26 protein-coding genes, 1 tRNA gene and 3 pseudogenes are annotated in these 25,731 nt (G+C 67.3%); 18 read left to right on the forward strand and 12 right to left on the reverse strand.

Going from position 1 to position 25,731, the window contains the following annotated elements; translation table 11 throughout:
* The first annotated feature begins 159 nt into the window (after window positions 1–159).
* The 3 genes from I6J71_RS26945 to I6J71_RS26955 all read left to right on the forward strand — a co-directional run bounded on the left by I6J71_RS26945 (window position 160) and on the right by I6J71_RS26955 (window position 1,977).
* Window positions 160–297, forward strand: coding sequence for a hypothetical protein (locus tag I6J71_RS26945; protein ID WP_204089399.1), 138 nt, complete (start codon window positions 160–162; stop codon window positions 295–297).
* 536 nt (window positions 298–833) lie between these two features.
* On the forward strand, window positions 834–1,490 hold the full coding sequence (locus I6J71_RS26950) for a hypothetical protein (RefSeq protein ID WP_204089400.1): 657 nt from the start codon (window positions 834–836) through the stop codon (window positions 1,488–1,490).
* A gap of 97 nt (window positions 1,491–1,587) precedes the next feature.
* Window positions 1,588–1,977, forward strand: coding sequence for a DUF6262 family protein (locus tag I6J71_RS26955; protein ID WP_204089401.1), 390 nt, complete (start codon window positions 1,588–1,590; stop codon window positions 1,975–1,977).
* Window positions 1,978–2,284: 307 nt separating this feature from the next.
* Here I6J71_RS26955 and I6J71_RS26960 read toward each other — a convergent pair whose 3' ends face one another.
* Entirely contained in the window at window positions 2,285–3,064 is a 780-nt protein-coding gene (locus I6J71_RS26960) for a DUF5984 family protein (RefSeq protein WP_204089402.1), read from the reverse strand.
* Between the two features lie 226 nt (window positions 3,065–3,290).
* On the opposite strand from I6J71_RS26960, the gene I6J71_RS26965 reads away from it, so the two are divergent.
* The 3 genes from I6J71_RS26965 to I6J71_RS26975 all read left to right on the forward strand — a co-directional run bounded on the left by I6J71_RS26965 (window position 3,291) and on the right by I6J71_RS26975 (window position 6,411).
* On the forward strand, window positions 3,291–3,614 hold the full coding sequence (locus tag I6J71_RS26965; RefSeq protein WP_204089403.1) for a hypothetical protein: 324 nt from the start codon (window positions 3,291–3,293) through the stop codon (window positions 3,612–3,614).
* A 478-nt stretch (window positions 3,615–4,092) separates the two neighbouring features.
* Window positions 4,093–5,916 carry an ATP-dependent endonuclease gene (locus I6J71_RS26970; protein ID WP_204089404.1) on the forward strand — a complete coding sequence of 608 codons (1,824 nt, stop codon included), beginning with the start codon at window positions 4,093–4,095 and terminating at the stop codon, window positions 5,914–5,916.
* Between the two features lie 282 nt (window positions 5,917–6,198).
* Entirely contained in the window at window positions 6,199–6,411 is a 213-nt protein-coding gene (locus tag I6J71_RS26975; protein ID WP_204089405.1) for a KTSC domain-containing protein, read from the forward strand.
* 502 nt (window positions 6,412–6,913) lie between these two features.
* Here I6J71_RS26975 and I6J71_RS26980 read toward each other — a convergent pair.
* The 5 genes from I6J71_RS26980 to I6J71_RS26995 form a co-directional block, all read right to left on the reverse strand.
* Window positions 6,914–7,504 (reverse strand): hypothetical protein, encoded by a 591-nt coding sequence (locus I6J71_RS26980; protein WP_204089406.1) that lies wholly within the window; start codon window positions 7,502–7,504, stop codon window positions 6,914–6,916.
* A gap of 57 nt (window positions 7,505–7,561) precedes the next feature.
* A complete protein-coding gene (locus I6J71_RS26985) occupies window positions 7,562–7,819 on the reverse strand; it encodes a hypothetical protein (RefSeq protein ID WP_204089407.1) in 258 nt (85 codons plus the stop codon).
* 986 nt (window positions 7,820–8,805) lie between these two features.
* Window positions 8,806–8,940: a hypothetical protein gene (locus I6J71_RS49915; RefSeq protein ID WP_255569970.1), complete on the reverse strand. Its 135-nt coding sequence runs from the start codon at window positions 8,938–8,940 to the stop codon at window positions 8,806–8,808.
* Window positions 8,941–9,009: 69 nt separating this feature from the next.
* Window positions 9,010–9,297 (reverse strand): hypothetical protein, encoded by a 288-nt coding sequence (locus tag I6J71_RS26990; RefSeq protein WP_204089408.1) that lies wholly within the window; start codon window positions 9,295–9,297, stop codon window positions 9,010–9,012.
* A 122-nt stretch (window positions 9,298–9,419) separates the two neighbouring features.
* Window positions 9,420–9,785 (reverse strand): hypothetical protein, encoded by a 366-nt coding sequence (locus I6J71_RS26995; RefSeq protein WP_204089409.1) that lies wholly within the window; start codon window positions 9,783–9,785, stop codon window positions 9,420–9,422.
* A gap of 68 nt (window positions 9,786–9,853) precedes the next feature.
* Between I6J71_RS26995 and I6J71_RS27000 the strand changes: the two genes are divergently transcribed.
* Together I6J71_RS27000 and I6J71_RS27005 are read left to right on the forward strand one after the other, a co-directional pair.
* Window positions 9,854–10,024 (forward strand): hypothetical protein, encoded by a 171-nt coding sequence (locus I6J71_RS27000; RefSeq protein ID WP_204089410.1) that lies wholly within the window; start codon window positions 9,854–9,856, stop codon window positions 10,022–10,024.
* Window positions 10,025–10,066: 42 nt separating this feature from the next.
* A pseudogene (locus I6J71_RS27005) lies at window positions 10,067–10,195 on the forward strand (IS5/IS1182 family transposase); the annotation flags it as partial.
* A gap of 934 nt (window positions 10,196–11,129) precedes the next feature.
* On the opposite strand, the gene I6J71_RS27010 reads toward I6J71_RS27005, so the two are convergent.
* Window positions 11,130–11,570: a hypothetical protein gene (locus I6J71_RS27010; protein ID WP_204089411.1), complete on the reverse strand. Its 441-nt coding sequence runs from the start codon at window positions 11,568–11,570 to the stop codon at window positions 11,130–11,132.
* Window positions 11,571–11,738: 168 nt separating this feature from the next.
* Between I6J71_RS27010 and I6J71_RS27015 the strand changes: the two genes are divergently transcribed.
* Window positions 11,739–13,208, forward strand: a complete 1,470-nt coding sequence (locus tag I6J71_RS27015) for a helix-turn-helix transcriptional regulator (RefSeq protein ID WP_204089412.1) — start codon at window positions 11,739–11,741, stop codon at window positions 13,206–13,208.
* Here I6J71_RS27015 and I6J71_RS27020 read toward each other — a convergent pair.
* From I6J71_RS27020 to I6J71_RS27030, 3 genes are all read right to left on the reverse strand, one after another.
* Complete coding sequence (locus I6J71_RS27020) at window positions 13,197–13,547, reverse strand: cupin domain-containing protein (protein ID WP_204089413.1); 351 nt, start codon at window positions 13,545–13,547, stop codon at window positions 13,197–13,199. The genes I6J71_RS27015 and I6J71_RS27020 overlap by 12 nt on opposite strands.
* The gene (locus I6J71_RS27025; RefSeq protein ID WP_239153933.1) at window positions 13,544–15,103 is read right to left on the reverse strand and encodes a transcriptional regulator; all 1,560 of its coding nucleotides are present in this window, start codon (window positions 15,101–15,103) and stop codon (window positions 13,544–13,546) included. Before I6J71_RS27025 ends, I6J71_RS27020 begins: the two co-directional genes overlap by 4 nt.
* 111 nt (window positions 15,104–15,214) lie before the next feature.
* Window positions 15,215–15,595 (reverse strand): helix-turn-helix domain-containing protein, encoded by a 381-nt coding sequence (locus I6J71_RS27030; RefSeq protein WP_204089414.1) that lies wholly within the window; start codon window positions 15,593–15,595, stop codon window positions 15,215–15,217.
* Window positions 15,596–15,750: 155 nt separating this feature from the next.
* Here I6J71_RS27030 and I6J71_RS27035 point away from each other — a divergent pair, with 155 nt between their 5' ends.
* The 4 genes and pseudogenes from I6J71_RS27035 to I6J71_RS48965 form a co-directional block, all read left to right on the forward strand.
* Entirely contained in the window at window positions 15,751–15,945 is a 195-nt protein-coding gene (locus I6J71_RS27035; RefSeq protein WP_204089415.1) for a helix-turn-helix domain-containing protein, read from the forward strand.
* Window positions 15,927–16,253 (forward strand): WhiB family transcriptional regulator, encoded by a 327-nt coding sequence (locus tag I6J71_RS27040; RefSeq protein ID WP_204089416.1) that lies wholly within the window; start codon window positions 15,927–15,929, stop codon window positions 16,251–16,253. The genes I6J71_RS27035 and I6J71_RS27040 overlap by 19 nt, the downstream gene beginning before the upstream one ends.
* Complete coding sequence (locus tag I6J71_RS27045; protein WP_204089417.1) at window positions 16,250–16,579, forward strand: hypothetical protein; 330 nt, start codon at window positions 16,250–16,252, stop codon at window positions 16,577–16,579. Before I6J71_RS27040 ends, I6J71_RS27045 begins: the two co-directional genes overlap by 4 nt.
* Window positions 16,576–16,938 (forward strand): annotated as a pseudogene (locus I6J71_RS48965) (hypothetical protein); the annotation flags it as partial. The gene I6J71_RS27045 and the pseudogene I6J71_RS48965, both read left to right, overlap by 4 nt.
* Window positions 16,939–16,986: 48 nt before the next feature.
* Here I6J71_RS48965 and I6J71_RS27050 read toward each other — a convergent pair.
* Window positions 16,987–18,045 (reverse strand): transposase, encoded by a 1,059-nt coding sequence (locus tag I6J71_RS27050; protein ID WP_204089418.1) that lies wholly within the window; start codon window positions 18,043–18,045, stop codon window positions 16,987–16,989.
* Between the two features lie 270 nt (window positions 18,046–18,315).
* Between I6J71_RS27050 and I6J71_RS27055 the strand changes: the two are divergent.
* From I6J71_RS27055 to I6J71_RS27065, 3 genes and pseudogenes are all read left to right on the forward strand, one after another.
* A pseudogene (locus tag I6J71_RS27055) lies at window positions 18,316–18,660 on the forward strand (hypothetical protein); the annotation flags it as partial.
* Window positions 18,653–20,776 (forward strand): cell division protein FtsK, encoded by a 2,124-nt coding sequence (locus I6J71_RS27060; RefSeq protein WP_204089419.1) that lies wholly within the window; start codon window positions 18,653–18,655, stop codon window positions 20,774–20,776. The pseudogene I6J71_RS27055 and the gene I6J71_RS27060, both read left to right, overlap by 8 nt.
* 150 nt (window positions 20,777–20,926) lie before the next feature.
* Window positions 20,927–22,678 (forward strand): recombinase family protein, encoded by a 1,752-nt coding sequence (locus I6J71_RS27065; RefSeq protein ID WP_204089420.1) that lies wholly within the window; start codon window positions 20,927–20,929, stop codon window positions 22,676–22,678.
* On the opposite strand, the gene I6J71_RS27070 is transcribed toward I6J71_RS27065, so the two are convergent.
* Window positions 22,660–22,743 (reverse strand) — tRNA-Leu (locus tag I6J71_RS27070). The genes I6J71_RS27065 and I6J71_RS27070 overlap by 19 nt on opposite strands.
* A 954-nt stretch (window positions 22,744–23,697) precedes the next feature.
* Here I6J71_RS27070 and I6J71_RS27075 point away from each other — a divergent pair.
* Window positions 23,698–24,849, forward strand: coding sequence for an acyl-CoA dehydrogenase family protein (locus I6J71_RS27075; RefSeq protein ID WP_204089421.1), 1,152 nt, complete (start codon window positions 23,698–23,700; stop codon window positions 24,847–24,849).
* Between the two features lie 73 nt (window positions 24,850–24,922).
* Window positions 24,923–25,723 carry an alpha/beta fold hydrolase gene (locus I6J71_RS27080; protein WP_204089422.1) on the forward strand — a complete coding sequence of 267 codons (801 nt, stop codon included), beginning with the start codon at window positions 24,923–24,925 and terminating at the stop codon, window positions 25,721–25,723.
* Window positions 25,724–25,731 lie beyond the last annotated feature (8 nt).

The raw sequence follows: 25,731 nt of genomic DNA on the forward strand, positions 1-25,731 counted from the left end.
CGACGTGCCTTCACAACCTCCATCATCAAGGTCTACCGTGTGCGCGACTTGCCACACGAACTCCACGCCTGACACCGCAGCGATCTTCTCGATGTCGGGGCTGTCCGCCCCGTTGCGGACAGCCCCATCGGGATCGGCTGCTCACTCGTCACTCCCGTGATGACTGAGTCGCACCAGCACATCGCACACTGCGCTGATGTTGGCGGCCACCTGCCCGACATCAACGCCGTCGACGGCGACCCACAGCTCGCCATCCGGCCCCGCGACGAGTGTCGCCTGAACCTGGTTGATGACTGACGCAGTGTGCCCGTCGCCCAGCCCACGTAGCGAGTCGCTCGGACAACCGAGCGTCGACGACGCGGAACCATCCCAACACCCCTTCAGGGTGTCGAAGCGCGGAGTCCTTGTGCGTACGCCGGTCACTCGCCAGCCGGTTCCCCTCGCAACTATGCTGTCGACACGATCACCCTCGGATGCGCGTACACCGCCGCTACAGGCGTCGTCTTCAGGCCGTGGTGTTGTCGCGGTCATCGTGGCTGCCCTTCAGATGGTCGCGCGATCGGGCATACGGCCGTCCAGGTTCCCGCTCAACGTGCGTCATCCCAGCCACCCACATGCCGCAACCCCACGCACCCAACGTGACATCCGAAGGCGGAAAATTCACCTTTACTGTCTACCTGGCATTAAATATCAGAAGGACGGAGTAGGTGAACGCGCCACGGCGGGACGGCGGGCATTGAGACGATCAGGTGATTCTCGTAATCCCAGTTCTCCGCCGGCTCCTGTTCCGGCAAAGTCGAGCCGTCGCCCGACTCGACTCAGGAGCGCAGCGCGTGCCTTTCGACCCGAACCAGCCCAGAGGTTCCGACGGCAAATGGATCAAGACAGGCGGCGTTTTCGGCGCGGCCGTCTTGGCGACAGTTGTTGCGGCGGCGAGCGGTGGAGACGTAGTCACTTCGGTCGGCGCCGGGCTCGACACTGCGACGACCCAGAGCGTGTCCGACACGGACACGGCCAACAGCAAAAAGGCCGCACAGAAAGGCGATCGCGCCGAGGCATGGCGACGGCTGACTCTCAAGGAGATCAGGAAGGAGCTCAAGCAGGACCTGCGCTGCGCCGTCCAGTCGTTCGGCCAGGTTCAGCAGTTCTTCCTGCGTCATCCGTGCGACAAGCTTGACCAGCTGCTGTTCGTCGTGCAGGACGGGAACGGAAACACGATCGCCGGATCGGTCACGTGGGTGAAGATGCCGTCGGCCGAATCAGCCGCACAGCTCGGCAGGCTGGAAGACACGTACGGATCCGGTGACGTGACTCCGTTCGGAACAGAGGTTCTCGAAGCCGGCGGCTTTCGTTTCACCGGAAAGCACTACCGGTCACGGCTCGACGGGAAGCTGGTCGTCATCGCCGAAACGGACCCCATCAAGGGCCACCCATCCGACGCGTTCCTCAAGCAGGTCGCCGACGTCGCAGACGTCCTCCCGCCGCCATGACGACGTGGGCTGGCCCGCACGGATGCGGACCAGCCCCGGCGGCGTGGACCAATTCGATGTCGTGGCGGGTTCTGGAGTCGAGCACGTACGGAATCGCGTGCGCAAGCCGCTCGTGAAACAGGCGCTCCGAGAGGCCCGCAAATCCCACGAGCCAGTGACCGTGTCCAGCATCGCCACAGTGGCGGGCGTGTCCACCGACTTCATCTACCGCCACGACGAGCTACGACCCCAGGTCGAGGCGTTGCGACGAGCTCGCGCATCCTCCGGGGCGCCGGCACTCGTCAACGACCCGGACATCGCCGCAGCCGACAGCACGCTGGTTCGCAGACTCAGCCAGCAACTCGCCGACGCTCGCCGCCGGCATCGGGAGGAGGTCGCCGAACTCCACCGAGCGCTGGAGACGCGCAAGGTGAGATGGTTCTGCTCCCGGCGACGGGTGGCCGATGGCTCACGATCTGAGGCGCCGCACACCCGTCAGAGCGACTGATCCATAAGCGGCATGAGCGCGCGGATCCTGCGGGCGAAACTGGGTCGCCGATGTCCTTGCCTCCGACCTACCATCACAACGAGCTCGCCCAAGTCGCATCTACCCGGTAAGGGTGCGTCCTGCCCGTCGCATGGTGGGGGTGGCAGCCCGTTCGAGCCGGGCCGAGTCCGGGGAACTCACGCCTCGACGCGAAGTGTCGGGGTTCCCGCCTCAACACGCTCGGCGGCAGATGCGTGCGTATGCCACTTACGCCGCCGATACAGGTTGGTCCAAATCTGGTATTCGATCTCGAGGTGCGGCTGCCGGCTCACACCCGGTGCGGAGCCAGGATCGGCACACCAGCCCGCACCACATCCCAGTCGGTGCTCACCTGCTGCGCCAACGCCCGCGGCAACCAGGTCCGCCGCTCCGCCTGCTCCTGGATCAGGCCGGGAATATCGAGTTCGATCCCCGTGGGAGCGCCGGTTGCAGCCAGCCGATCCACCCGCTGCTGCATGGCCTCGAACAGCCGATGATCGAAATCAGTCACAGCGGAGATGAATTCATCCGTGCTGACCGACGCCCGTCCCGACAGCGGTGCGGTGAACGCGATTTCGCCGTCAGGATCAGCAGCGAACTGCCAATCCACGGCGACAGTGTCCACGGGATCGACGGTGCGCCACCACCGCAGCACGGGCCCGAAGCGCAGATACCCGGTGTCGACGCACCGCTGACCGCAGGCATCGTAGGCGGCGTCGATCAGCGTGTTGTGCAGGATCTCCGGGTCGTCGGTGTCAACCCATTCTGTGGATCCGGCAGCCACAAAGTCCGCCAGATCGTCCGGCACGGGTTCGAGAATGTACGGCAACGCCTGCAGCACGTCCTCCCACAGCCGGACCACGTAATAGTCCACCCACGGCGGCGCCGCTCGGCTGCCCTCGACTGGGAACAAGGCCACGGTCCGCTCGGCGTATCGCAGCAACTCAATTCCACCCACATCCAGGCAGAACCAGCCCTGGGTGAGCGCGAACCAGTGCAGCCGCGGGCTTCGACCCGACCCCCACGGACCGACCTCGTCGACCGGCACCAGCTCGAACCGGAATCGCATCATGCCTCCATACAACCGGATCGCACCACACGCTGACGACCGGATTCGAGCCACCCGCGCGTCGGCAGGTTTCACGGCAAGCAGAGCTTGATGACCGCGCGGTCGGTGCCGACGGCCTCGATGCGGATGGAAAGTCGTTGGCCGTCGCCACCGAACCCGGGCCGCCGGTCACCCTGAAGGCGCACAGGGTGGCTTGGCATGGCGGGGTTCCGCCCGTGGACATGAGGTGGCAGTCGGTGAACCCGCTGACCGCGTTGATCTGCAACTGGACGACGCCCAACTTCCAGCCACCGAATCGACCGACGTCCCTCACGAGCCGGGAACCGCTCGGTCAAGCCGTCGTACCACCGTCGAGTCTGCGGGTCCTGAGGGAAGAGGAGGGCGTACGCGGCTCGGCGGAGGTACAACGATCCGCTACAAGTACATCGAGAAAGAAAGTGTCGCGCTCAAAGAGTTCGTCGAGGAGGTACACCGGCTCAAGTCCGAACAACGCAAACGCGAGCAGAACCTTGAGCAGCCACCGGAAACCCGCAGCGCCGGCGACCTCTAGCCCGGCTTCGTAACCAGGACACAGGGTTGTTGGGCGCACTTGTGCGCCCAACAACCCTGTGTCGGCACTCACGAGACACGTGCTGCAGCGCAGTAACCCTGGCAGCACCTACCTCACCGGTCGCGATCTCGACCGCATCACCAAGTCATCTCCGGCAGCAATCCGACGCCCCCCGGCGTCTCAACTGACAGCGCCAGGCGCCAGCAGGCCGAGCCGCGTTGCGACCACACGACTTCAGCTAGTTCGCCACCCGCCGTCGCAGAGCAACGAACCGTACTACCAGTACGGCAATGATTGCGTTGGCTGCTGTGTTTAGTAACTGTCCGCAACACTGCCCTCACTGCGTATTCGCTGGCGTGTCGCGGCATTCCGCCACCACGGAGCGGGCGTAACGTTCTTGCGCAGCAGCGCTTTCCGCCACTCAGCTCTTGACAACCAGGGCAGCGGGGCGCCACGAGACGATCGGAGCAGCCGCTCAGTGCACCTCGAACACTTCTCCGTGAGCGGATTCCGCTCGCTGATCCACGTCCGGGAGGTGCCCGTGAGCTCCCCGACGATCATCGCCGGCCACAACGACGGCGGGAAGACGGCGCTGCTCGACGCGCTTGCCTTCCTCCTGAACGAAGGCTCGGTTGACGAACAGGACCGCTCCTTCCTTCCGGATGATCCGTCGTCGAGGTTCGTGGAGAGCGCCGTCGAAGGAACGTTCTCGCTGGACGAGTGGGAACAGGAGACGCTCCGACTTCCCGGCAAGGCCCGAATCCGCCGCGTGGCGCGTAACGACGGCGTTCAACTCCAGGCCTGGACCTCCGTACCGGCCGACGAGCGACTGCGCACGCTCGGTTCCATGCTTCTGCCCGACCTGCAAGGTCTTGCGAAGGAGTTGGAACTCAAGCCCGCGTCGAATCGCAAGGCTGACGTCGTCTCGGCACTGCGCCAGTACGGACTGGAGAACGCCGCCGGCGAGGACTGGCTCCCGATGGGCCGGGAAGTCACTGCTCGCTTACCCCGGCTGGTCAGGTTCGATGGCACCGTCGACTCCCCCAACGACACGGTGAAGTCAGTGCTCAACGTACGGTTCCAGACACACACCGAGGACCCTGGGCTACAGGGCAAGCTCAGCGAAATCGCGGACGAACTCTCCGAACGTCTTCGGACCGAAGCGAAGGACCTCTGCCAACACATCAAGAAGCGCTGTCCGGAGCTCACGGAAGTGAACGTGGAACCGGAGATCCAGCTCCACCACGGGCTTCGCCGCACAGAACTGCGCTTCTCGCGCGGCGCTGGCGGCGAAGTCGGCCTCAACCGGGCCGGCTTGGGCAGCGGACGGCGTGTGTCGCTGGCGGTGTGGGAGTGGACGAAACTGCAGCTCAAGGAGCAGAGCGACACCGAGGCCCGACCAGAGGAACATGGCGAAAGCGCACCCTCCCCCGTACAGACGATCATCGTCTACGACGAGCCGGACACCCACCTGGACTACGCGAACCAGCGCAGGGTGATGGACCTGATCCGCGAGCAGAGCGCGATTCCGAACGTCAACGTGATCGTCGCGACGCACTCGATGAACCTCATCGACGGGGTCGACATCGCCGACGTGATCCACCTCAAGCTCGTCGACGATGCCACCGTGGTCGAGCGCCTCGGGGCCGACTCCCACGCCGATGTCGACGGGTTCCTCGGCAAGGTCTCGGCGAGCGTGGGACTCCGCAACTCGGTGCTGCTGCACGAACGTTGTTTCGTCGCAGTGGAGGGCGATACCGAGATGGCGGCTTTCCCCCTGCTGTTCAAGCTCTCCGAAGGTATCACCCTCCAAGCCGCCGGGATCGCACTGTGGGGATGCGGCAATCACATCGGCGCGCTACGCCTCGCCGAATACCTTGTGAAGCACAAACGACGGGTACAGCTGGTGATCGACGCCGACAGCCGCCGGCAGCCGATGTTCAAGGACAGCACCCTCCGGCAGTACTTCGGACCTGACCTCACGAAGTACGTGAGCTTCCTCGGCGAAGACGACGACTGCAACGAGCTCGAGGAGCTCTTCCCGGACGAGCAGTGGGCAGAGACCGCCAACCTCATGTGGCCCCGCGAAGACGCACCCTGGACTCCGCCCGAGTTCGCCGCGCACCGAAGCAAGAAGTTCAGCGAGGACGTCAAGGAGATGGTTAAGGCCGGCAGTCTCAAGGGCCCCGGCGGCAAGGCCGCCATGATGGCGGACCTGGCGCTCTCCCTCCGCAGCCCGGAGCAGATTCCCGACAGACTCCGCACGCTTTTCGCCGACCTACGCAGCGCGGCCCGCTGCTGACAAGGGACCGACGCCGCGAGGATCCACCGGCGAACGCCGGGCCAGCATGCGAGCCTTGCGTTGTTCGTCGCTCGGTGGCGTCCACTGATGCCAGCCGACCGAGGGCGTCCATCGGCGATAGTGCTCGCGTTCGGGCGTACCGCACCACCTGCACCCGTTCGGCGTAGTTGCTGCCGGGCTTCCCACCACACCGTGCCTGGTCATATGCCCTCCCGATCACTCACGACAGTTCTACCTTCCACCACCGACATTCTCATCTCCCCGACCCCTACGGAGTGACCTGTGACTCGCCTGCCCGTCGACTCGACCAACATCGCCTCGATCGGCTACGACCCACGCACCGCGACCCTCGAGATCGAGTTCCGCCATGGCGGCGTGTACCAGTACAGCGGCGTAGCGGAAGCGACCACCAACGCGCTGCTGAACGCGCCGAGCCACGGCAAGTACTTTAATCAGCACGTGAAGGACAGCTACGTGACGAGACGCGTTGCCTAAGCCGAACACGGCAGACGGGTGCCCCGCCGTCTGCTTCGACTCAGCCACATCTCGCGTGGATCTAGGCCGCCGCGGCGCCACCGTTTTGCTGCGATTTGACCGTTTCGTTCATAAGCCAGCCGGCGGCAAGCATAGGCATCGCAAACATGTCAGAGGCGCGATCAAGGCGTGAAGAGTGGGCCGGGTCAGGCTCGAACCGACGCCAAGGGATTATGAGTCCTCCTGGGGTCAGCGGTGTGCTGACCTGCGAAAACGCAGGTCAGTGGCGAGCGTTCCGTCCATAATCCCTTGGGTTTGGCAGAATCCCCCAAATTGGGGAGCACAGCGAGAGTCCACAGTACGCCTCGGAGGGGCCGGCCGCTGGACACGTTCACGCGAACCGGGATTCGAGATGCTGCGGCCGACTCTCGCGCGGCTGCTCGACGCGGCCCGCGGTCCGCTCGGCCCGCGCATCGAGCTCGACCTCGGCCACGCCGACGGCCCCCTCGGCGAACTCGCCCAGCTACTCAGTACTGTCAACGGCTTCACCGTCTTCAACGCCGGCATCCAGGTCTTTCACGCCGGTCCGACCGGTCTCGGCCCCGAACTGCAGCGCTGGAACAGTACCGATGCCGTACATGTCGATGCCGCCTTCGGAGATCAGCGCTTTCTGGTCGCATACCGGGCAGTCCTGGAGGTCCTCGCCGACCTCGCCCGGTGCTGGTGCGAACCAGCCGGCGGCCTCGACGCGGCGGGCGATCTCGGTGGTGTCGAGCAGGCTCAGGTAGTCCTGCGCGATGGCGGCGCGGACGTTGTTGGCCTCTGTGTCGCCGTGCTCGTAGGCCTCGATTTCCTCGTCGAGCATTCCGTTTAGGCGAGGGTGTTTGTCTAGCTCGAAGAGCGCGTCGAGGTGGCGTTGTTCGAGTTCGCCGTGGTTCTCGTTGCCGTGGCGGATGGCGTTGGCGATGTCGATCGCGTCCATGAGGATGGCGGTCTCGATTGTCACCACCTCATGGTCGTAGGCACGGGGAGCGAGCGGTTGGAGCTCCGCCGCGGTCGGTGAGCGGTGCTTGTCCCGTGGAACTGCGAGGTGTCGCGTCACCGTGAGCGTCACGGACTCGACGGTGGCACCGTCGGTGCCCAGAGTGGCGGAGAGAGCGTCCACCCTCACCTACGGTGAGGCGAGCTTGGGCTCGGCTGAGGTCGTCTCCTTGTCGGTGGCTTTCGTCGCGAGCAGCGTCAGCATGTCGCCGGCGGACCTGACCCGGGGCTTGCTTGGCCTGTTCGGCTTCTGCGGATAGAATTCCTCGCCGCGCCAGCTCGATCCGACGACGACGGCCAGGCCGTTGCTGAGCGCGGCGTCGAACAACGACTCGGCGCCGGCCACGTTCGGATCCGCCTTCAGCGCAAATGCGCAGCGGGCGTACACGCGGGCGCGGTTGGAGAACAGCGTCGCATCGGCTGTATCTGCGGATATCACACCGCAACTATCTTCCCTGCGCGATTAGAACTGGCTCTCCGGGCTGGTGCGCGCCCCCGCCCTCTCGGTGCTCGAGCGCGCTTGCCGGCCTGCGTCGCTCGGCGAAATGTCATCGACGAGCAGCAGCGGGTCATCGTAGGCCGAGCTCGCGGAGCTCGGCCGATAGCGACGCGGGCCGGTCCAAGGGTGCTGGCCTCCCGCGCGCGCATTTCCCGATACCCGGCGGACACCGCGCCGTGGAGACGCGCCCTGCGGATGTTCGCGGCGATCCCGGCGGCTTTCTGGGCGCTGACCCAGGTGCACAGGGCGTCGCTGGTCATACCGGCGGGCGGGTTGAGCCCAATCGCCGCGCGGGAAGTACGCGGTCAGCTGGGGACGAGCTTGCACGTGGTGGCGGGTTGGTTCACCGCGCCAGAGCCGCTGGCCAGTATGTGGCATCCAGACCACGGTCACGTAGACGCTTTTCGTGGTGAGCGGCGGCGCTCACCACACCTCCGCGGCGTCGACGACCGTGTGCATCCATACCGGTTACCCGGCCTCGGCGGCGTTCTGCGGCGACGCGGCCGCGAGCTGCTGCGGCGAGCGCGACGCCAGGTGCCGGCGGGCTGGCCACAGGTGGCCGAGTCCGCGCGCCGGACCAGGCGGGCTGCACCGGCGGCCAGTTCCATGCAGCGGGTAGTCAGCGCGTTGGCCTCGGCGCGTCGCTGACCGACGTATTCGGATCGACGGTCGCGGCCGCCGGGCAACAGCCAGCGAGATGATGTGGCGGCTGACTTTCAAGCGCGTTTGTTGAGGATGTCGTTGATGCGCAGTCCCTCGGCCGGGGTGATGCGGCCGTGTGGCAGTTCGACTCCGACGGCCTCGGCGAGTTGGCGCTGGTGGATATCCACGGTCGCCTCGACGAGGTCAGCCAGGACCGCACCACGAGTCCGACTCTACTGGTAGCCGACGGTCACGGCCACCGCGCCAGCGATCGCCGCGGGCCACCAGAATATGCCGAGCACGGCGTAGAGCACCCCCCACGCGGTCGTCTCCGCGGCGGCGCGGTAACGAGTGTTTGCGTCACCCACCGCGGATGCGGTGGTGTCGTTGACCAGCAGCCAGATCCGTGGCCATACCAGGCCCAACGACAGTCCAAATTAGACGTCAATACGTTCGTCTGTGAGCCGGAACCGGTCACCGATCGGAGTCAGCCGGGCCGGCCGGTAGCGCGTGAGCGCGGCGGTGGAATGGTCGGCGCGCCACATGATCAGCCGTTTCGGGCACCGCGCGGTCCACGTTCGGCGTACGCCCGCCGCCACCGCTTGTGTGACCAGGCTTGCGGCGGTCGCCGCGAGCAGGCTGGCGACGATCAGCACAATGACCGTGGCTGGCTTGACACCCATGGTGAGGCGTTCGAGATCCCTCGCCAGTTGCGCGCCGTCCAACGCGTGACCGTGACCCAACAGCTAGGCCACGACTACCGCGAAAATGAACAGCAGTCCGGGCAAGACGAGGCTGGTCAACCAGCGATCGGCCAGCTTCTTGCCCAGCTCGGACAGAAAGGGAGTCACCGGCTAGCCGCGCGTAGGATCATCGGGGCGTCGAACAGTTCGCACCGAGGCTCCCGACCGCGGTCGTCGGGCTGAGCTCGCCTCGCGCACCGTTTCTCCGGGCACTGGTAGCTCCCCTGGACATGGACCGGCTCGAGGCCGAAGTCGGTCAGTATGGGTAAGCCACCGGATTTGACGGCTTGCGGTGATGGCTCGTAGCCGAGGTCGCGGCACACCTGCGCGGCCGAAGCGCCTTCGCGCACGCGGCGTTCCGCGTCGATGATGCTCGCCAGCACCAGACTGTCGTCCCGTGCGGCGACCTGCAGGCGTGGCAACGTGGCGCACAACCAGGCCATCGCTGCGTGGTCCTCGGCGCTATCCACTTGATCCCCCTCCACGAGACGCACCTGTTGGACTACTCTACGTGGGCGCGTCTGGACAAGGGGGGACCGTGCTGGAGGAGATCGTTCGACGTGTTGAGCGGTTCGGCCAGAGCGGCGATGCCGACGCCGTGCTGGGGCGGGGAGTGCTCGCGATGGCGGGCCCTATCTGGCAGCGGGCCATCAAGTCGGCGCGCGGCTGTTCCGTGGAAGAGGCGGTAGCGCTAAGGGATGTCTCGTAACCCGGTGTGAGTCGGTTGGGTGTGTTGGTTGATCATGGTGTGGTGCAGGTGATCTCGGCGTCGCGGTCGGAGTGGATTGCCCCGTTTACGGGGTTGGAGCCGGGTCAGTTCCGGAAGTTGGTGCGGGTCGTGGCGAACCGTGGTGGTGACGAGATCGCTGATGGCCGGCCGACGACGGCCTCGCCGTAGCCCGGTAAAGCCGGTATCCGGCCGGCGCAGTCAACCTGCGCCGGCCGGGCCGACTCGGCCGTTCCGCTCGGATGGTCGCGAGGGGTGCGACGCCGGAACAGCCAAGACTCAGCGCCCGTCACCGGGCCGTAGTGGCGGTCTCCCGTCCCGGGCGATCTTGGCTATCGCAGTCCGAGTTAGCCGTCACGGCCGTCACGCGGCTTGTGACGGCAACGAATGCCGGTTGACCTGCGAGAACGCTGGCGTGACGGCTGTGACAGCTCGGCTGGGGTCCCGTCACAGCCGTCACGAGCAGCCGGCTTCAGACGGTTTAGCGCATCGGGCCGTCCCCCGTCACAGCACACCGGATGGGCGGAGCGCGCCGCGCAGTGACGAGTTCGGCGGCTGTGTTCGCGACCGAGCGCAGCGCGGTCACGTGCTCGGTCAGCCCGTCGAGTCCGAGCGGTGTCAAACGGAGCACCAGGCTACCTCTCTCGAACCGGGTCTCCACGTATCCGGCGGCGCGCAAGGTCATCAGGTGGGGCGCGAGACTCCGCCCGCCCACGCCCAGAGCGTTCCCGACCACCACAGCCCTGCGCCAGCGCATGTCCACCAGTTGGCACAGTAGGAACAGCCGCGCCGGCAGGAGCAGCAGCGGGTCCAGCTCGCGTGAAACGCCGGCGCGATCGGCGGGCTCGGCGTCATCGCTCGATCGCCTGCCCGCCGGCGTCGCCGGAGGTAGGTGCGAAGCGGAGGCAGGTCACACACGGCATCCCGACCGGACGTTCCAACAACTCAAGCTCGCTCCGGCCGAACATCGCGCCGCAATACGCGGTCAGCCGTTCAGGCGCCAGGCCCTCTGCTGGGAGCGGGAAGACGTGGACGACGCGACGGGATTCGCCGACCGTGCCGGGCAGCGGGCGCGCTATGAAGACCGTCATCGGGTCGACCGCCGGTGACGGTGGTCGACGGGAACGGGCGCGCTCGGGGTGCTGCCCGTTCCCGCCGACGTGGTGGTCCGGCTGTCCTGCTCGGGAATGAGCCGCACGCGTTGAGGCGGGCGCGGCGGCAGGACAGCCGGAGTCTGGAGACGACCGACGACGCGACGCCAGCGCGACGGCTTGCGATGGGAGGCGGGTTCGGGCGACGGCGTGGCCGTGCGGAGCCAGACCAGCGACTTGCAGGTAGCGCACGGCCGACCGGGAGGTATCAGGCAGGAGTGGAACAGCACCTCGCGGCCGCAGAGCGTGCGGTAGCGGCCTTCGTGGCGCGCGATGCCATCGGCCAGAGCCTCGTCGGTGACGGCGTGGTCCAGGTTGTCTGCCACGCAACGGTGCCAGGTCACGTACAAGCGCGAGCCGTGTTCGACGCTGGTCACATCCACCCCCTGGTCTTTGGATCTGTTGAAATCATCCAATCCGGAGAGGCGGGCGTGACCCAGAGCGGAAACGTTGATGTTTCGCGGCGGGGATGTGGCATTCGGAGCAACTACCTGCAATGACGGCTGCTACGCTGTGATCGGCGTCTATCGGGGTGAGGTGGTCGAGTGGTCAGCGTTCGGCGGCGCGAGAAGCTTGTTTCAGCGCGTAAGGCGGCCGGGCTGACTCAGGAGAACCTTGCCGAGGTGATGTGCGTCGACCGCTCGACGGTCATCCGGTGGGAAGCCGGCGACTACGCGCCCCTGCCGTACCAGTGGCCGAAGCTGGCCAAGGTTCTCGGCCGCACCGCGGACGAGCTGCGCGAGCTGATCGGCCTGCGGACGCTGGATGGGACGGTGGAGCTTGGCTCGGCGCTTGAGCCTGCATTCGGCTGGCTGGATCGGCACGCGGGGTGGTCTCCCGGTACTGCACACGGACGCGTGGCAACCGCCGCGCCGGTGAAGCCGCATTCCGACGTGTCGGCCAGTCGGAGTCGTGTTGCAGCCGCCTTGGCGAACTATTACGGCGACTCGGTTCCCGGGCATGTGCTGTATGCCGCGCGCTGCGGACAGGTTGAGGTCGCGACCAGTGTCCTGACCCGGCCGGACTGGCTGGACCTTGCTTGCCCGTTGACGGCCGAGAACGACCGGATTGTGTTGTCTGCCAACGAGAGTGCGGCACGTGAGCCGGTCGACGAAGTCGGGGCGGTTCGGCGGCTGGCCGAAGCCGCGGCCGACGACGTGCGCATCGCGGACGTGCCGCTGTATCGGCTCACGGACGTGCAGATCCGACCGGAAATGGTCGGCGGCGACGTCCAGGTGGTGCCGTTCGTCGAGTACGCCCTGAGCATGGATCTTCTCGAACGGGAGCTACACGATAGCCGCGCGGTACAACCGGGTCGGATGCCGCTCCGGGACCGGTACCTGCCGGATCTTCAGGCCGTGCTCGACCTTCCGGGACGGCTTTGCGCTGGTGGCGTGCTCGCGTTGACGGCGATCGCACGGCCCGCCGATCCGTTCCGCGGTAAAGCGGACTACCTCCTGCTGGTGCAGGAGCGCTCGCGGCACGTGGTGAACGCGGCTCGCAGGCTGGCCGTCATCCCGAAGAGCTTCCACGGGCCGCTCGCCGATCAACGCGCCGACGCGCGGATCGGCGCCACGCTGCGCCGCGAGCTGGAAGAAGAGCTGTTCGGCAGGGGCGACGTCGACCGGACAACCGGCGTCCAGCGGGCCGCCGATCCCATGCACCCGGCCCGGCTCTCGGCGCCGATGCGGTGGTTGACCGAACAGTCCGGCCGGTTGCGGATGGAGTGCACCGGGTTCGGGTTCAACCTGGTCAGCGGGAACTACGAGTTCGCCAGCCTGGTCGTGATCGAAGATGAGGAGTTCTGGCCGCGGTTCGGCGGTGACGTCGAAGCGAACTGGGAGGCCGCCGGGCTGCGGCAGTACTCGACGCTCGACGGAGGCCTGATCACCGAACTGATCGGTGACGAAACCTGGAGTAATGAGGGATTGTTCGCATTTCTCCAGGGCCTGCGTCGACTCTCCGAGATCGGCGGTGAGCGGGTGAGGATTCCCGCGGTCGAATTAGGTCGCTGACGGCCAGCGGACCGTCAAGACAACCGAATCCGCCAATGCTTCCCAGGAATGGTCGATTCCGGGGCCCCACATGAGGTAATCACCTGGGCGGTTCATGACCTTACTACCGCCGGTGACTTCCACTCGGAACTCGCCTGAGACAAGCATCACCAGCGTCGTTCGCTGGTCGTCGGAAGTCCACTCGGGGCGCTTGTCGCCCGCAGGATGGTTGGCCCACTTGACTTCCACGTCCTTCGACGCTCGAACACCCTGCGACGGATCGATGAAGTGGCCGACCAGCCAGCCGCGTGTGTCCGCCGCATCTTCGTTGGCGTTGCCGGCGGTCCAACCGTCAGTCACTGGCTGATCTCCCATTCGATCGCGGGTAGTTTCACGCGCTCGCCGCCGATTTCCGCAAGGCGCCTGAGCCCTTGCGACATGGCGAACAATCCTTTGTTGCTCCACGCTACATCACCCAGCAACTCGGTGACGAGCTCGTCGTCGGTAGTCGAATACTGACGAAGAGTTGCGGATTCCCAGTTTGCTTCGACCACTCCCCCGTAGTGTGCCCAAAACTCTTCGTCGTCGATGACGATCAGGCTGGCGAACTCGTAGTTTCCGCTGACGAGGTTCAGGCCGAACCCCGTGCACTCCATCCGCAGCCGGCCGGGCTGCGCCATGAGCCAGCTCATCGGCTCGGTGAGCTTGGTTGGGTGCAGTGGGTCGGCCGCCAGCATCTCGCCCAGGGTGTTGTCGATGTCGGGCCGGCCGAACAGCTCTTCTTCCATCTCACGGCGAAGTGTCATGCCCACCTGCGCGTCGCGGCGGACGTCGGTCAGCGGCTGGTGGAAGCCCTTCGGGATCACCGCGAGTCGACGCGCGGCGTTTAGCACGTTGCCGGACCGCTCTTGGACCAGTAGCAAGTAGTCGGCGTCTCCGCGGTACAGGTCGGCGGGCCGGGCGATCGCCGTCAGCGCAAGGACGCCGCCCGCGCAGAGCCGCTCGCCGACGTCGAGCACCGAGCGGAGGTCCGGCAGGTAACGGTCCCTGAGCGGCATCGCCGTCGAGCCCGCGGCCACCGCGTCGACCAGTTCACCTTCGAGAAGGTCGGCCGTCAGCGCGTAGTGCACGAACTGGGACCCGCCGAACGTGCCGCGAAGCTGGTGTTCACGGATGTCCGTGCTCGTGAGCCGGTAGATCGGACTGTCCGTGAGCCGGGTGTTCATGGACAGCGTCTCGGCGAGTCGCTGAACGGCGCGATCGGCGGCGTGGTCCTCAAGGTCGAGGTCGGCTTCCGGCTGCGCGCTCGGAACCCGGAACTGGTCATACGGCGGACGCAGCTCGCAATCCAGGTCGAGCCAGTCTGCGCAGGTCAGAACGCTGGTGTTCATGGCGAGATCACCGCATTGCGCGGTGTACAGGCCGTGATCGCCGAGCCGGCTGCCGTAGTAAGTGGTCAGCGCGGCCGCGACGTCGCGTTGGCTGACCCAACCACGCCGCGTCCCACGGTCTTGAAGCTCTTGGGCGTCGATGCGGGCGAGACGATCGGCAACAGCGCGACGCGCGGTACCCGGCGTCCAGTGCGCGTGACGGTCGAGCCACTCCAATGCGGCGCCGATGTGAGGGTCGGCGTCCAGGCGTTCGTCAGCTTCGCTCGACGCGGCCGTCGAGGCGCTGGCCGGCGCGTCGCGGGTCAACGCGCCGAACCGGTCGCGCTCGGCGTCCGACGCCTGCGCCAACGCCGTGTCCAAGACCTGTTGCATGTCTGACTGCGGTCGAAGATCCGGTTTCTTGTGCCACGACCCCACCGTGCGCGCGCTGATTCCCAGGCGTTCGGCGAAGCGCTCTTGACTCAGCCGCAATGCCGACTGCAATGCCGTCGCCGTGCGTCCCGTCCATCCCCCGGCCGGATTCATAACGCTCCCGAATGTCGGTGATCTGCGGTGGTTGCGCGGTGATGCTGCGGTGCTTGTGCATGGGTTGCGAGGCCGTTCCAGCCTTGAATTGAAGGCATGGAAAAGACCTCGCTAACGCTTCGGCCGGATGTGCTCGACCACGGTTGCCAGGCTCGTTTGAACATCTTCGAGCCGGTCTGTGATCTCGGCCAGCCGCTGTTCAAGCGCGTCCAATCGGGACGCGAGCTCGTGGCCGTCGTCGGCCGGCTCGTCCGGGTGCGGCGGCGTGCGGTTCTGCAGCACGGCCAGCAGATGCCGCGGGTGCCAGCCCAGCGTCGTCGACAGCGCTTCGAGCGTCCGGGCACTGCGGCGCCGCTCGACGACATGGTGCTGAAGCTCGCGCACGGTCGCTTGCGACACGTGCGACCGCTCGGCCAGCTCGCGTTGCCGCCAGCCCAGTTCCCGCACGCGCATGTCGATCGCCTTCGCGACCGCCGCCCAGTCCTCCGTCACGTATTCCTCCGCGCTCCGCCTCAGCGCCGAGATTAGCGGCTTTTCAACCGTTCATTAGCGCCGCGGGTGCGTGTTGCCGCGGCGCGCGGACAAACACGTCCACATTAGAGCTGAAATAAACAACATAGTCTTGAAATCAACAGAATGGTTCTCTCATGAACACCAAAACGACCTTTCACACCATTCCCGAGTCCGCGTGGATTCTCGGTGTCTCCCGCAACACGGTCAGCCGGGCGATCCGGACCGGCGCCCTGCGCGCCACCCGATGCCGGACCGGCCTGCGGGTCTCCTCCGCCGAGCTGGCCAAGGCGCTTCAGGACGGAGGTGCGGCATGGACGACCTCCAGCTGATCGGCATCGCGTGGCGGCTGGATCGCTTGCGATGGGTGCCCACCGATGTCCTGACCACCATCGTGACCAGCGATGGAGCCTGCATGACCCCGGCGGCGGGCGGGCCGCCAGACGCTCGTGACGATCGGGAGTTCGCCAAGCGCTTGTGCGGTGGCTGCCCGGTCCAGGACGAGTGTCTTGAACTGGAGCTTCGGACAGCCGGCGCCGAGACGGTCGGCGTCTGGGGCGCGATGACCGACGACGACCGGCGCGCGCTGCACCCGCACTGGCTGCGGCGCGGCGAGCGGATCGATCGGGGTGAGCGATGAACGGACTGACCGTGACACCCACGCAGATCCTCGCCGGAGTCGGCGTGCTGCTCGTGCTGTTCTGGGTCTGGCGGGCCGGTGCCCGCCGGGCGAAGGCTGCCGCCGAAGCCGCTCGGAGCGGGGCGCGGCTCGTGTCGCTGGCCGGGCGGGTGCTGTTCAACGCCGGCTTGATCGTCGCCGTCCAGTGGGTGGTGATCGCGCACCCGGGTAGCCCGTGGCTGCTGGTCGCTGTGCTCGGCCTGCCGGCGCTGTTCGCGTCGTACGCGCTGACCCGCGCTATGACCGTGACCGCCGTCGACACGCGGAAGCGGGGCGGTCGGCGATGAACCGTGCTCAACGGCTCGCGCAGGACGCGGCCGAAGCCGCGGAGGTGCGCGCCTACCAGACCGATCCGGACGTCGTCGCGCTGCGGATCGAGCGGGTCAGGCGGCAGGTCGATTGGATGTGCTGGACCGGGATCGTGCTCGGACTGGCGTTCACGATGACCAACGTCCAGGGCTTCGCGTCCGCCGGAACCCGGCCGGGCTCGCTGTCGTGGCTGGCCGCGTGGGTGCTTGACCCGACGGTTTCATTGGTCCTACTCGCGATCCTGCGCGCGGAGCAAGTGACCGCGCGATATCAGGTCCGGACGGGTCCGTGGGTGCGGCGGGCGAAGTGGTTCACCCTTGCGGCCACATACACCATGACGCTTCTATGTTTGTCAAGGCGTTCGTGTGCTGGTGGTGTGGGTGGTTCAGGCGAGTGTGGGCGTGGTGTTGAGAGTGCGGAAGAGTTCGCGGGCGACGTAGCGCTTGAGCATGCGCCGGATTTCGCGGTCGCTGTTGCCCTGGGCGCGGCGTCGAGCGATGTAGTCGTGGGTTCGGGTGCAGGCGCGCCAGCGAGTGAGAACGATCGCGTGCAGGGCGCAGTTGAGTGCTCGATCGCCGCCGCGGTTGAGCCGATGCCGGGCGGTGCGTCCGCTGCTGGCCTCCAGTGGGCTGGCTCCGGCCAAGGCGGCGAACGCGGCCTCGTTGCGGCAGCGTCCTCGATGCGACCAGGACACGATGGCCTGGGCTGCGGAGACGGGGCCGACGCCGAGCTTGGCGACCAGCGCGGGGGCCATCTCGGTGACGATCGTGGTCAGCTCCCTGGTGTTCGCGGCCAGGTCGGCGGTGGTGTCGCGGATGCGGGTGGCCAGGCGTGCAGCCTCGCTCCGGCGGACGGTCTGCTCACGGGTCTCGCCGGGAGCAGGGGCACGGTTGATGATCGCGTCGAGGTGCTTGCCGGCGAATTGTTTGGGCCGGTTGAGGGCGCGGTCGGTGTCGTCGCCGGTGATCAGCAGCGCGCGGAGTTGATTGATGCTCCGTCGGCGGGTGTCGCCCAGCTCCTGGCGGGCGGTGAGCAGGATGCGCAGCGCTTCGCGGTCCCCGTCGGCGCGCGGGGTGGGCAGCTTGTCAGTGTCCAGGCGCAGAGCGTGGATCGCGGCCAGGTGAGCGTCGATCGCGTCGGACTTGCCCCGGCGCCGCTCGTGGCCGCGTGGCTGCTCGATCTCCAGCACCAGGACACCGGCGGCGTTCAGGGCGCGGGCAAGGCCGACACCGTAGCTGCGGCTGCCCTCGACCGCGGCGGCGATCCGGGGACCGGGCGCGTTCTGGTTGATCCAGGCCAGGGCCTGGGCAGCGCCGGCATCGGTGTTGGCCACGGTCAGCGTCGAAAGAGTCACCCCAGTCGCCGTGGTGATCTCCAGCGTGTGGGTATCGCGGTGGGTGTCCGCGCCCACCACTGCGTCGATCACATCGGCCAGCTTCGTCATCGAACAGTCGGTTCCCTTCCACAATGGTCGGACTCGGGAAAGGCGCCGGCCTGGGTAACGACCACCGAGCGGCACTTCTGTGAGGAGTCACGCGGCCGCCGCCGCGGACAAGCTTCTGATCAAGCCAACAGGTGGCACAGGACAGCGCCGGTGAGCGGGAGGACATGTCATGACCAAGACACACGTCCTGCCGGACGCGGTCACAACACATGCGAGTCACTCCTGAACACCGGCACCGATCCTGCTAGCGGACCAGACCGGAACCGCCTATCGACACACTCACAGAACACTTGGACGTCGTTCGCGGCCGGCGAGCCCGCGTCGATCGTGCTGCACTCGGTGCCGCCGCTGGTCGTGTTCGTCGCGGTCGAAGCGATCACCGATCTGCGCGACAAGCTCACCGACGCCGTGCTCGTGGCTGCTGAACGGCGGCCCGTTCAGCAGGAGGAAGCCGGCCGACGCGTGTTGTTCGCCGACTATCTCGCGATCGCCCGGGAGAGCTGGACGCCGGCCGTCGAGATCACGCCGGCGTGGGTGCGGCGGGCGACCGGCTGTTCGCGCGGGCTGTCACCGCGGCTTGCGCGAGCGCTGCGCGCGGAGGTGGCCAATGGCTGACTCATTGCCGGTCAAGGCCGATCCCGTGCTCGACGGCGAGCTGGTCGACGACACGTTGCCGCAGCCACGTCGGCGTGAGCGACGTCGGAACCGTTTCGTGTTGTGGTGGTTGCACGCGCCGCGCGTGCCGTTGTGGCTCAAGAGCAAGCCGCAGGCGGTGCAGGCGCTCAAGGATGCAGTGGTGTGGCTGGTGCTGTCGCCGTTGCGGTTCCTCGGCGCGGTTGTACGCGGTGTCGTCGTCGGTGCGCGGTGGTGGCGTGGGTGGGTAACCGTCCGGGATTACCGGACGGCCGCCGAGGAGTCGGAAAAGCTGGCGGACAAGTTCATCGAAATCCGGGCGCTGACGTTGTTCCGGTGGAAGGTCAGCGGTGCCGTTACGGTCGTTGTCGCCATTGCAGTGGCCGTCGTCGACCTCGTGTATGGGGAGGATCCACTGTGGATCGCCGGGGCCGCTGCGTCGGTAGCGCTCGCGGTTCTCGGACGCAGGAAGGACGGCAGTCCCGGGCGTAAGCCGGCGCTCGCCGGGCCACGGACGCTCACGTGGACGATGGACCCGCAGGTCCTGGTGGACGCCTTCCGGGACGCGAAGCTGATCGGCAAGGACGAGACGTTGCGGCTCGTCGAGCGCGCGACGCGCGTCGGTGACGGCTGGGCGGTCACCATCGACCTTCCCGCCACGCGCAAGGCAGCCGACGTCGTGAAGAACCGGGACGCACTCGCGTCGGCGCTCGCGGTCGACGAAGTCCAGCTGATCGTCGAGCGAGTGCGCGGCAACGGCGGGCACGCCGGCCGGGTGGCGATGTGGGTGGCTGATGAAGACCCGTACGCATCACCGCCGTTGCGGACGCCGCTGCTCGGCGTGACGCAGTGGGACGCGTGGCGGCCTATCCCGTTCGGACGGGACGCGCGGGATCGGCGGATCGACCTTCCGCTGGTGTGGACGTCACTGCTCGTCGGCGCGATTCCGCGGCAGGGCAAGACGTTTTCCGCCCGGCTCGCCGCAGCCGGGCTCATCCTGGACGCGTGGGTCCGGCTGTACGTGGCAGACTTCAAAGCGGGGAAGGACTGGGACGCGGCCGGTTTGGTGGCGCACCGGTTCATGTCCGGCGACGAACCCGAACACGTGCTGGCCCTGGTGGACTGGCTGATCGAACTGGTCGGCGAAGTTCAGACGCGGTTCCGACGGATGCGCGACCTGGACGACCTCACCTGCCCGGAGTCGAAGGTCACGCCGGAGATGTCCCGGGACAAGTCGTTGAACATGCCGATCACAGCGATCTTCATCGATGAGGTTCAGGTTCCCTTGGAGGACCGCACACCCGTTGACGTGCAGGGAAAGAAGCTTCCCGCGGGTGAGTACGTCGGTGAGCTGCTGACATGGCCGGCGAAGAAGGGGCCGGCCGCGGGGATCGTGCTCGTGCTCGCGACGCAGCGGCCGGATTCGAAGACGATCCCGTCCGGGCTGCGCGCGGTGCTCGGCTCCCGGTTCGCCTTGCGGGTGATGGACTGGCGCGACTCGAACATCGTGCTCGGCGAGCAGATGAACACGCGAGGGTTCGACTCCTCGCGGCTGCTGCCCTCGCACAAGGGCGTCGGCATCCTGCGGCCGGACGGCGACACCGCGGCCGGCGCCGACGTGCTGGCCATGACGGTCCGGACCTACTACATGCCGAACGAGGACTGGCGGACCATCTGCGAGCAAGGCCGTGCGCTGCGCGAAGCGGCCGGGACCCTGACCGGACACGCAGCAGGGCAGGACACCATGCCAGTGATCGACCACGCCGCGGCAGTGAAGGCAATCAGTGCAGGTCAGCCCGTTGACGCGGTTGAGCTGCCCGCGCTGCTCACGTCGATCGTCGACTACCTGGGCGACGATCTCAGCGAGGACGGCCGGGACTTCGTGCCGACGGCCGAACTGCTCGACGCGCTGGAGATGGACCGGCGGACGTTCGCCCAGGAGATGACTGATCTGGGATGCCGGCCGACCCGGGACCGGGTGACCGGAGACGACGGCGAGGTTAGGCAGGTGCGCGGATACCTGATGGCTGAAATCAGGAGTGCCATCAGGCGTGCGGCCACTGGCGGCGAGCCGGACGTGGAGGAAGATCAGCCATGAGTGCCGATCACTCCGAGGATCGACCGATCCGAGTTATCCTACCTGCGGGATTGCCAAGGCTAACGCCTGCTGTCGCGCGCGGCTTGCTGGCCATCCTGATCGAGCTTGCCGAGGTGCCGGTACTGGACGGACCGGCGGAGGAGGTAGACCGTGACGGCTGAAATCAGCAGTGACCCGTGGTCGACGCTTGACGACATCCTTGGCCTGGAAGTCGTCGACCCCGTAGACGACGGGATCGGCGAGCTGGCGGTCTACGGCCGGTGCTCTACCGAGGACAACCAGGACCCCGAGACTTCTCGCGGCTGGCAGTTCGGGAACGCTCGGAAGTTCGTCGAGCCGCTGGGCGGACGGGTCGTGGCCGAGTTCTTCGACATCGGGCAGTCACGTTCGGTGCCGTGGGACAGGCGCACCGAAGCCGCTCAGCTGCTCGCCGAGCTGAAGAACCCGCGACGGACGTGGAATGCCGTAGTGGTCGGCGAGGGAACCCGGTGTTGGTTCGGCAACCAGTTCTCGCTGATCGCGCCACGGTTCGCTGCGTACGGGGTGGACTTGTGGGTGCCTGAACTCGGCGGGAAGTACGACGCGCGGAACCCATCGCACAAGATGCTCATGAGCGTGCTTGGCGGGATGAGCGAATCGGAGCGCCAGCACGTCCAAGCGCGCGTTCGCGCAGCGATGGACGCTCAGGTGGTGAACGAAGGACGGCACCAGGGCGGCCGGGCGCCGTACGGGTACGTCGTAATAGACGGCGGGCCGCACCCGAACCCGCGCAAGGCTGCAGAGGGGTTCCGGCTGCGCGTGCTGGCGATCGACGATGAGGCGGCCGGCGTCGTCCGACGGATCTTCGCCGAGTACCTGGAAGGTGTGGGCGACCGCGCGATCGCGAAGGGCTTGAATGAGGATGGGGTGCCCTGCCCTTCGGAACGTCGACGCGATCAGAACCGACACCGGCTCGCGGATGGCTGGCAGGGCAGCACCGTTCGATCCATTTTGGAGAATCCGCGCTACACCGGGTACGCGATCTTTGGCCGCTGGACCAAGCACGAAACCTTGCTGAACCCGGATGACGTGAGCGCAGGCCACGTCGTGCGATTCCGCCGCGCGGAACCCGAACGCGTCGTTCGATCGCGCCGGCCCGCCCACCCGGAGATTGTCACAGTGGAGACGTTCACGCAGGCGCAACTGGTGCGCCGGTCCCGCGCGGCCGGCGGTATGCGCGGCATTGCCAAGCTTGACCGGGACCGGAGCGCCACCACGCACACCTACTTGCTAAAAGGGTTGGTGCGCTGCGAGATCTGTACGCGGAAGATGCAGGGCGCGGCGATTCGCAAAGGCGTGTACTACCGGTGCATCGCGCGGACACTGGCGCCGGGCTCTGCGGCGCTCGCCGACCACCCGAAGACGGTGAATCTGCGAGAAGACGTCGTGACTCCGCCAATCAACGATTGGCTTTGTCAGGTCTTCGACCGGGCCAACCGGGACGAGACGGTGGCCGCGCTGGTCGGGGCGCAGGGCGGCCAGCCAGGCACGGGCCGGGACGCCGTGGAGAAACGGCTTAAGGACGCTGAAGCACGGCTGCGCAGGCACCAGGCGGCGATCGAAGCAGGGGTTGACCCGGCAGCCCTGGTCGACGCGATGAACATCGCTCAGGCCGAGCGGCAAGCCGCGAAGGAAGAGCTTCAGCACCTGCCAGAAGCGCAGACGATCGACCCGGCGGAGGTTTACGCGATGCTCGACTCGCTCGGTGACGTCGAACGGCACCTCAACTCACGGAATCCGGACCGCATCATGCAGGTCTACCGGGACCTCGGACTGCAAGTCGTCTACGACAACAAAAAAGAGGCGGTCGTCGTGACCGCCTCTCCCCGTGTGGGTAACGTGTGTGTCCGAGGGGGGACTTGAACCCCCACGCCCGTTAAGGGCACTAGCACCTCAAGCTAGCGCGTCTGCCATTCCGCCACTCGGACTTGCTGATGAAGAGAGTATACGACCCTCGAAGGGTGGTTTTCAGGGGGGTGTCACGTGGTGAACGTGGGGTGGATGGGACGATCATCCGTTTCGCGTATCGACGCTCTGCTACAAGGAAAGGCCTGGTCAAAGGGTCGCCGCTCGCTTGCGGGCGTCGGCGGGAGCGGTGGGTGGCGGGTATGCGCGACGGCGTCGTTGGGGGCTGCGAGGGGCGCCGGTGCGCGACCGACCGCTGGCTCCCCGGCGCGAGTCGGCGCCGACGTTCGGGGGTCAGTCGGCTGGGGAGGGACGGGGCGGAGCGCGCGCTGCCCGGGGCGATCGGGAGCGCAGGCGTGCGGTAGCGGCGGGTCAAGGCTGAGCGACGGCGATCACGGGGGCTGGAGCTATCGCCGGGCGAGCGGGATGGCGATGGGCACGAGCAACGGGTTCCCACTGCCGGCGCGGTGTGAGCCGTGGCCGGGGCGGACGGGGTGAGTCGGCGGTTCGTGCTGCTGGATCTCGGCGTGGGGACGGCTGAGCGATGCGGACCGTGGATGGGTGCGTCGTGGTGAGGCTGAGGGATTTGGTGGCCGTGGCGGGCGGGGTACGTGGATCTGCCGCACGTGGCGGTCGATCGTGGGTGGGTCGTGCTTTACCTGGACGTCATGGTGGGCGCGGCCGGCGGACACTCGGCTCGACCGGTTAGCCGGCGCGATCGAGGGGCAGCCGCACCTGTGCCTGGATGCGGTGGTGGTACCGGTTCCAGGAGCTGCGCATAGTCACCGGTTCCCGTGGGTCGGGCCGGCTTTTCGCGGCGAAGGTGGCGGGCTGCGTGGCCGGTGCGGCTGGGGCGGCGAGAGCCGCGGAGTTTCGTAACAAACAACCGTCAGGTAGATTTTGCGTCGGCGGGCGTCCGGGGCGTCCGAGGACGGGTGTGTCGAGGCGGCCGCAACTCGGCAGCAGGAGGGGGAGCCGTGGAGCGGGTGGGGTTCGGGGGTGAGCACGAGGCGTATCGGGAGCGTGTGCGGCGGTTCGTGGCGGCCGAGGTGGTGCCGCATCGCGAGAGGTGGGAGGCGGCGGGCCGGGTCGACCGGGAGGTGTTCGCGGCGGCCGGGAAGGCCGGGATTCTCGGCGTCGCCGCGCCGAAGGAGTTCGGGGGTGGTGGGTGCGGGGACTTCCGGTTCAACGCGATCCTCAGCGAGGAGCTGGCGGCGGCGGACTGCCTGAGCGCCGGGCTGGGGTTGTCGTTGCAGGCGGACATCGCGTTGCCGTACCTGCTGGCCAATTGCACGCCCGAGCAGGCCGAGAGGTGGCTGCCCGGGGTGGTGAGCGGGGAGACGATCCTGGCGCTGGCGATGACGGAGCCCGGCGCGGGGTCGGATGTTGCCGGGATCACCACGCGGGCGGTGCGGGACGGCGACGCGTACGTGGTCAGTGGGACCAAGACGTTCATCACGAACGCGCTCAACGCCGATCTGGTGATCGCGGCGGTGAAGACGGATCCGGCGTTGGGGCGCAAGGGAATCTCGCTGCTGGTGATCGACGCTCGGGCCGACGGGTTTCGGCGTGGGACGAAGCTGGCGAAGATCGGGCAGCCCGCCGCGGACACGGCCGAGTTGTTCTTCGACGAGGTGCGCGTGCCGGCCACGAATCTGCTGGGCGAGGAGGAGAACCGTGGGTTCTCCCTGATGATGAACCACCTGAGCCAGGAGCGGCTGGCCGTCGCCGTGCAGGCCACCGCGCAGGCGAGGCGGGCGTACGAGCTGAGTGTCGAGTACGCGAAGCGGCGCGAGGCGTTCGGCAAGCCGATCGGGGCGTTCCAGCGCACCCGGTTCGCGCTGGCGGAGATGAAGACCGAGACGGAGATCGCGCAGGTGTACCTCGACCGGTTGCTGCTGACGCACAGCCAGGGTGAGCTGGACGCGGTCGAGGCGGCGCAGGCGAAGTGGTGGACCACCGAGTTGTGCCGGCGCGTGGTGGACCGCGCGGTGCAGCTGCACGGCGGGTACGGGTACCTGGCCGAGAACCCCATCGCGAGGGCGTGGGCCGACAGCCGGATCCAGACGATCTACGCGGGGACCACCGAGGTCATGAAGGAGATCATCGGACGGTCGATCGGGCTCTAGCTCAGAAGTTGGTGGCGAGCGCGGGCGCTGCTAGGCTCAGCCACCAAACGACCGGTAGATTTGTGAGGCGACGATGCCTGATCTGACGATGCGCGACGGCACCCGGCTGCACGTCCGGGACGAGGGGGCCGGTCCTACCCTGCTGCTCCTGCCCGGCTGGGGCGTGTCGACGTGGTGGTTCCGCAAGCAGTTCGAGACGCTGACCGCCTCGTTCCGGGTTGTGTCCTACGACCCGCGCGGGCAGGGCGACTCGGACAAGACGACGCACGGGCAGCGCACAGCGCGGCTGGCGGCCGATCTCGCGGAGGTCATCACGTGGACCGGTGCGGAGCCGGTGCACCTGGTGGCGTGGTCCGGTGGCGGCTCGACGGCGTTGCAGTACGTGGAGCTGTTCGGGACCGACCGGCTGCGGACGCTGACGCTGGTCGGCGCGAGCCCGAAGCTGCTGAAGTCCGACGGGTGGGAGCTGGGCTTCGCCGACCTCGACGGGCTCCTCGGGTGGGTCGGCCTGGTGGGGAGTGACTTCGGGGCCGCCGCGGAGACCCTGTTGCCGGCGTTCTTCGCCGAGCCACTGCCGGCCGAGGACAAGGAAGCCACGCTGGCGGAAATGCGCCGGTGCGACGCGGCTGCGATGGCGCTCGCGTCGTGGGACTTCATCATCCAGGACTACCGCGACGTGCTGCGGCTGATCGACGTGCCGGCGCTGATCATCACCGGTGAGGCCGACGTGGCGGTGCCGGCGGGCAACGGGCCCTACCTTCACGAGCACATCGCGGGCTCGCGGCTGGAGATCGTGGCGAAGGCGGCGCACTGCCCGTTCCTGGAGCAGCCCGAGCAGTTCGACGCGGCGTTGCGGAAGTTCCTCGCCGCCTGACCGCTGCC

This window comes from Amycolatopsis sp. FDAARGOS 1241 (assembly GCF_016889705.1).
In the GTDB taxonomy this organism is placed as follows: Bacteria; Actinomycetota; Actinomycetes; order Mycobacteriales; family Pseudonocardiaceae; genus Amycolatopsis.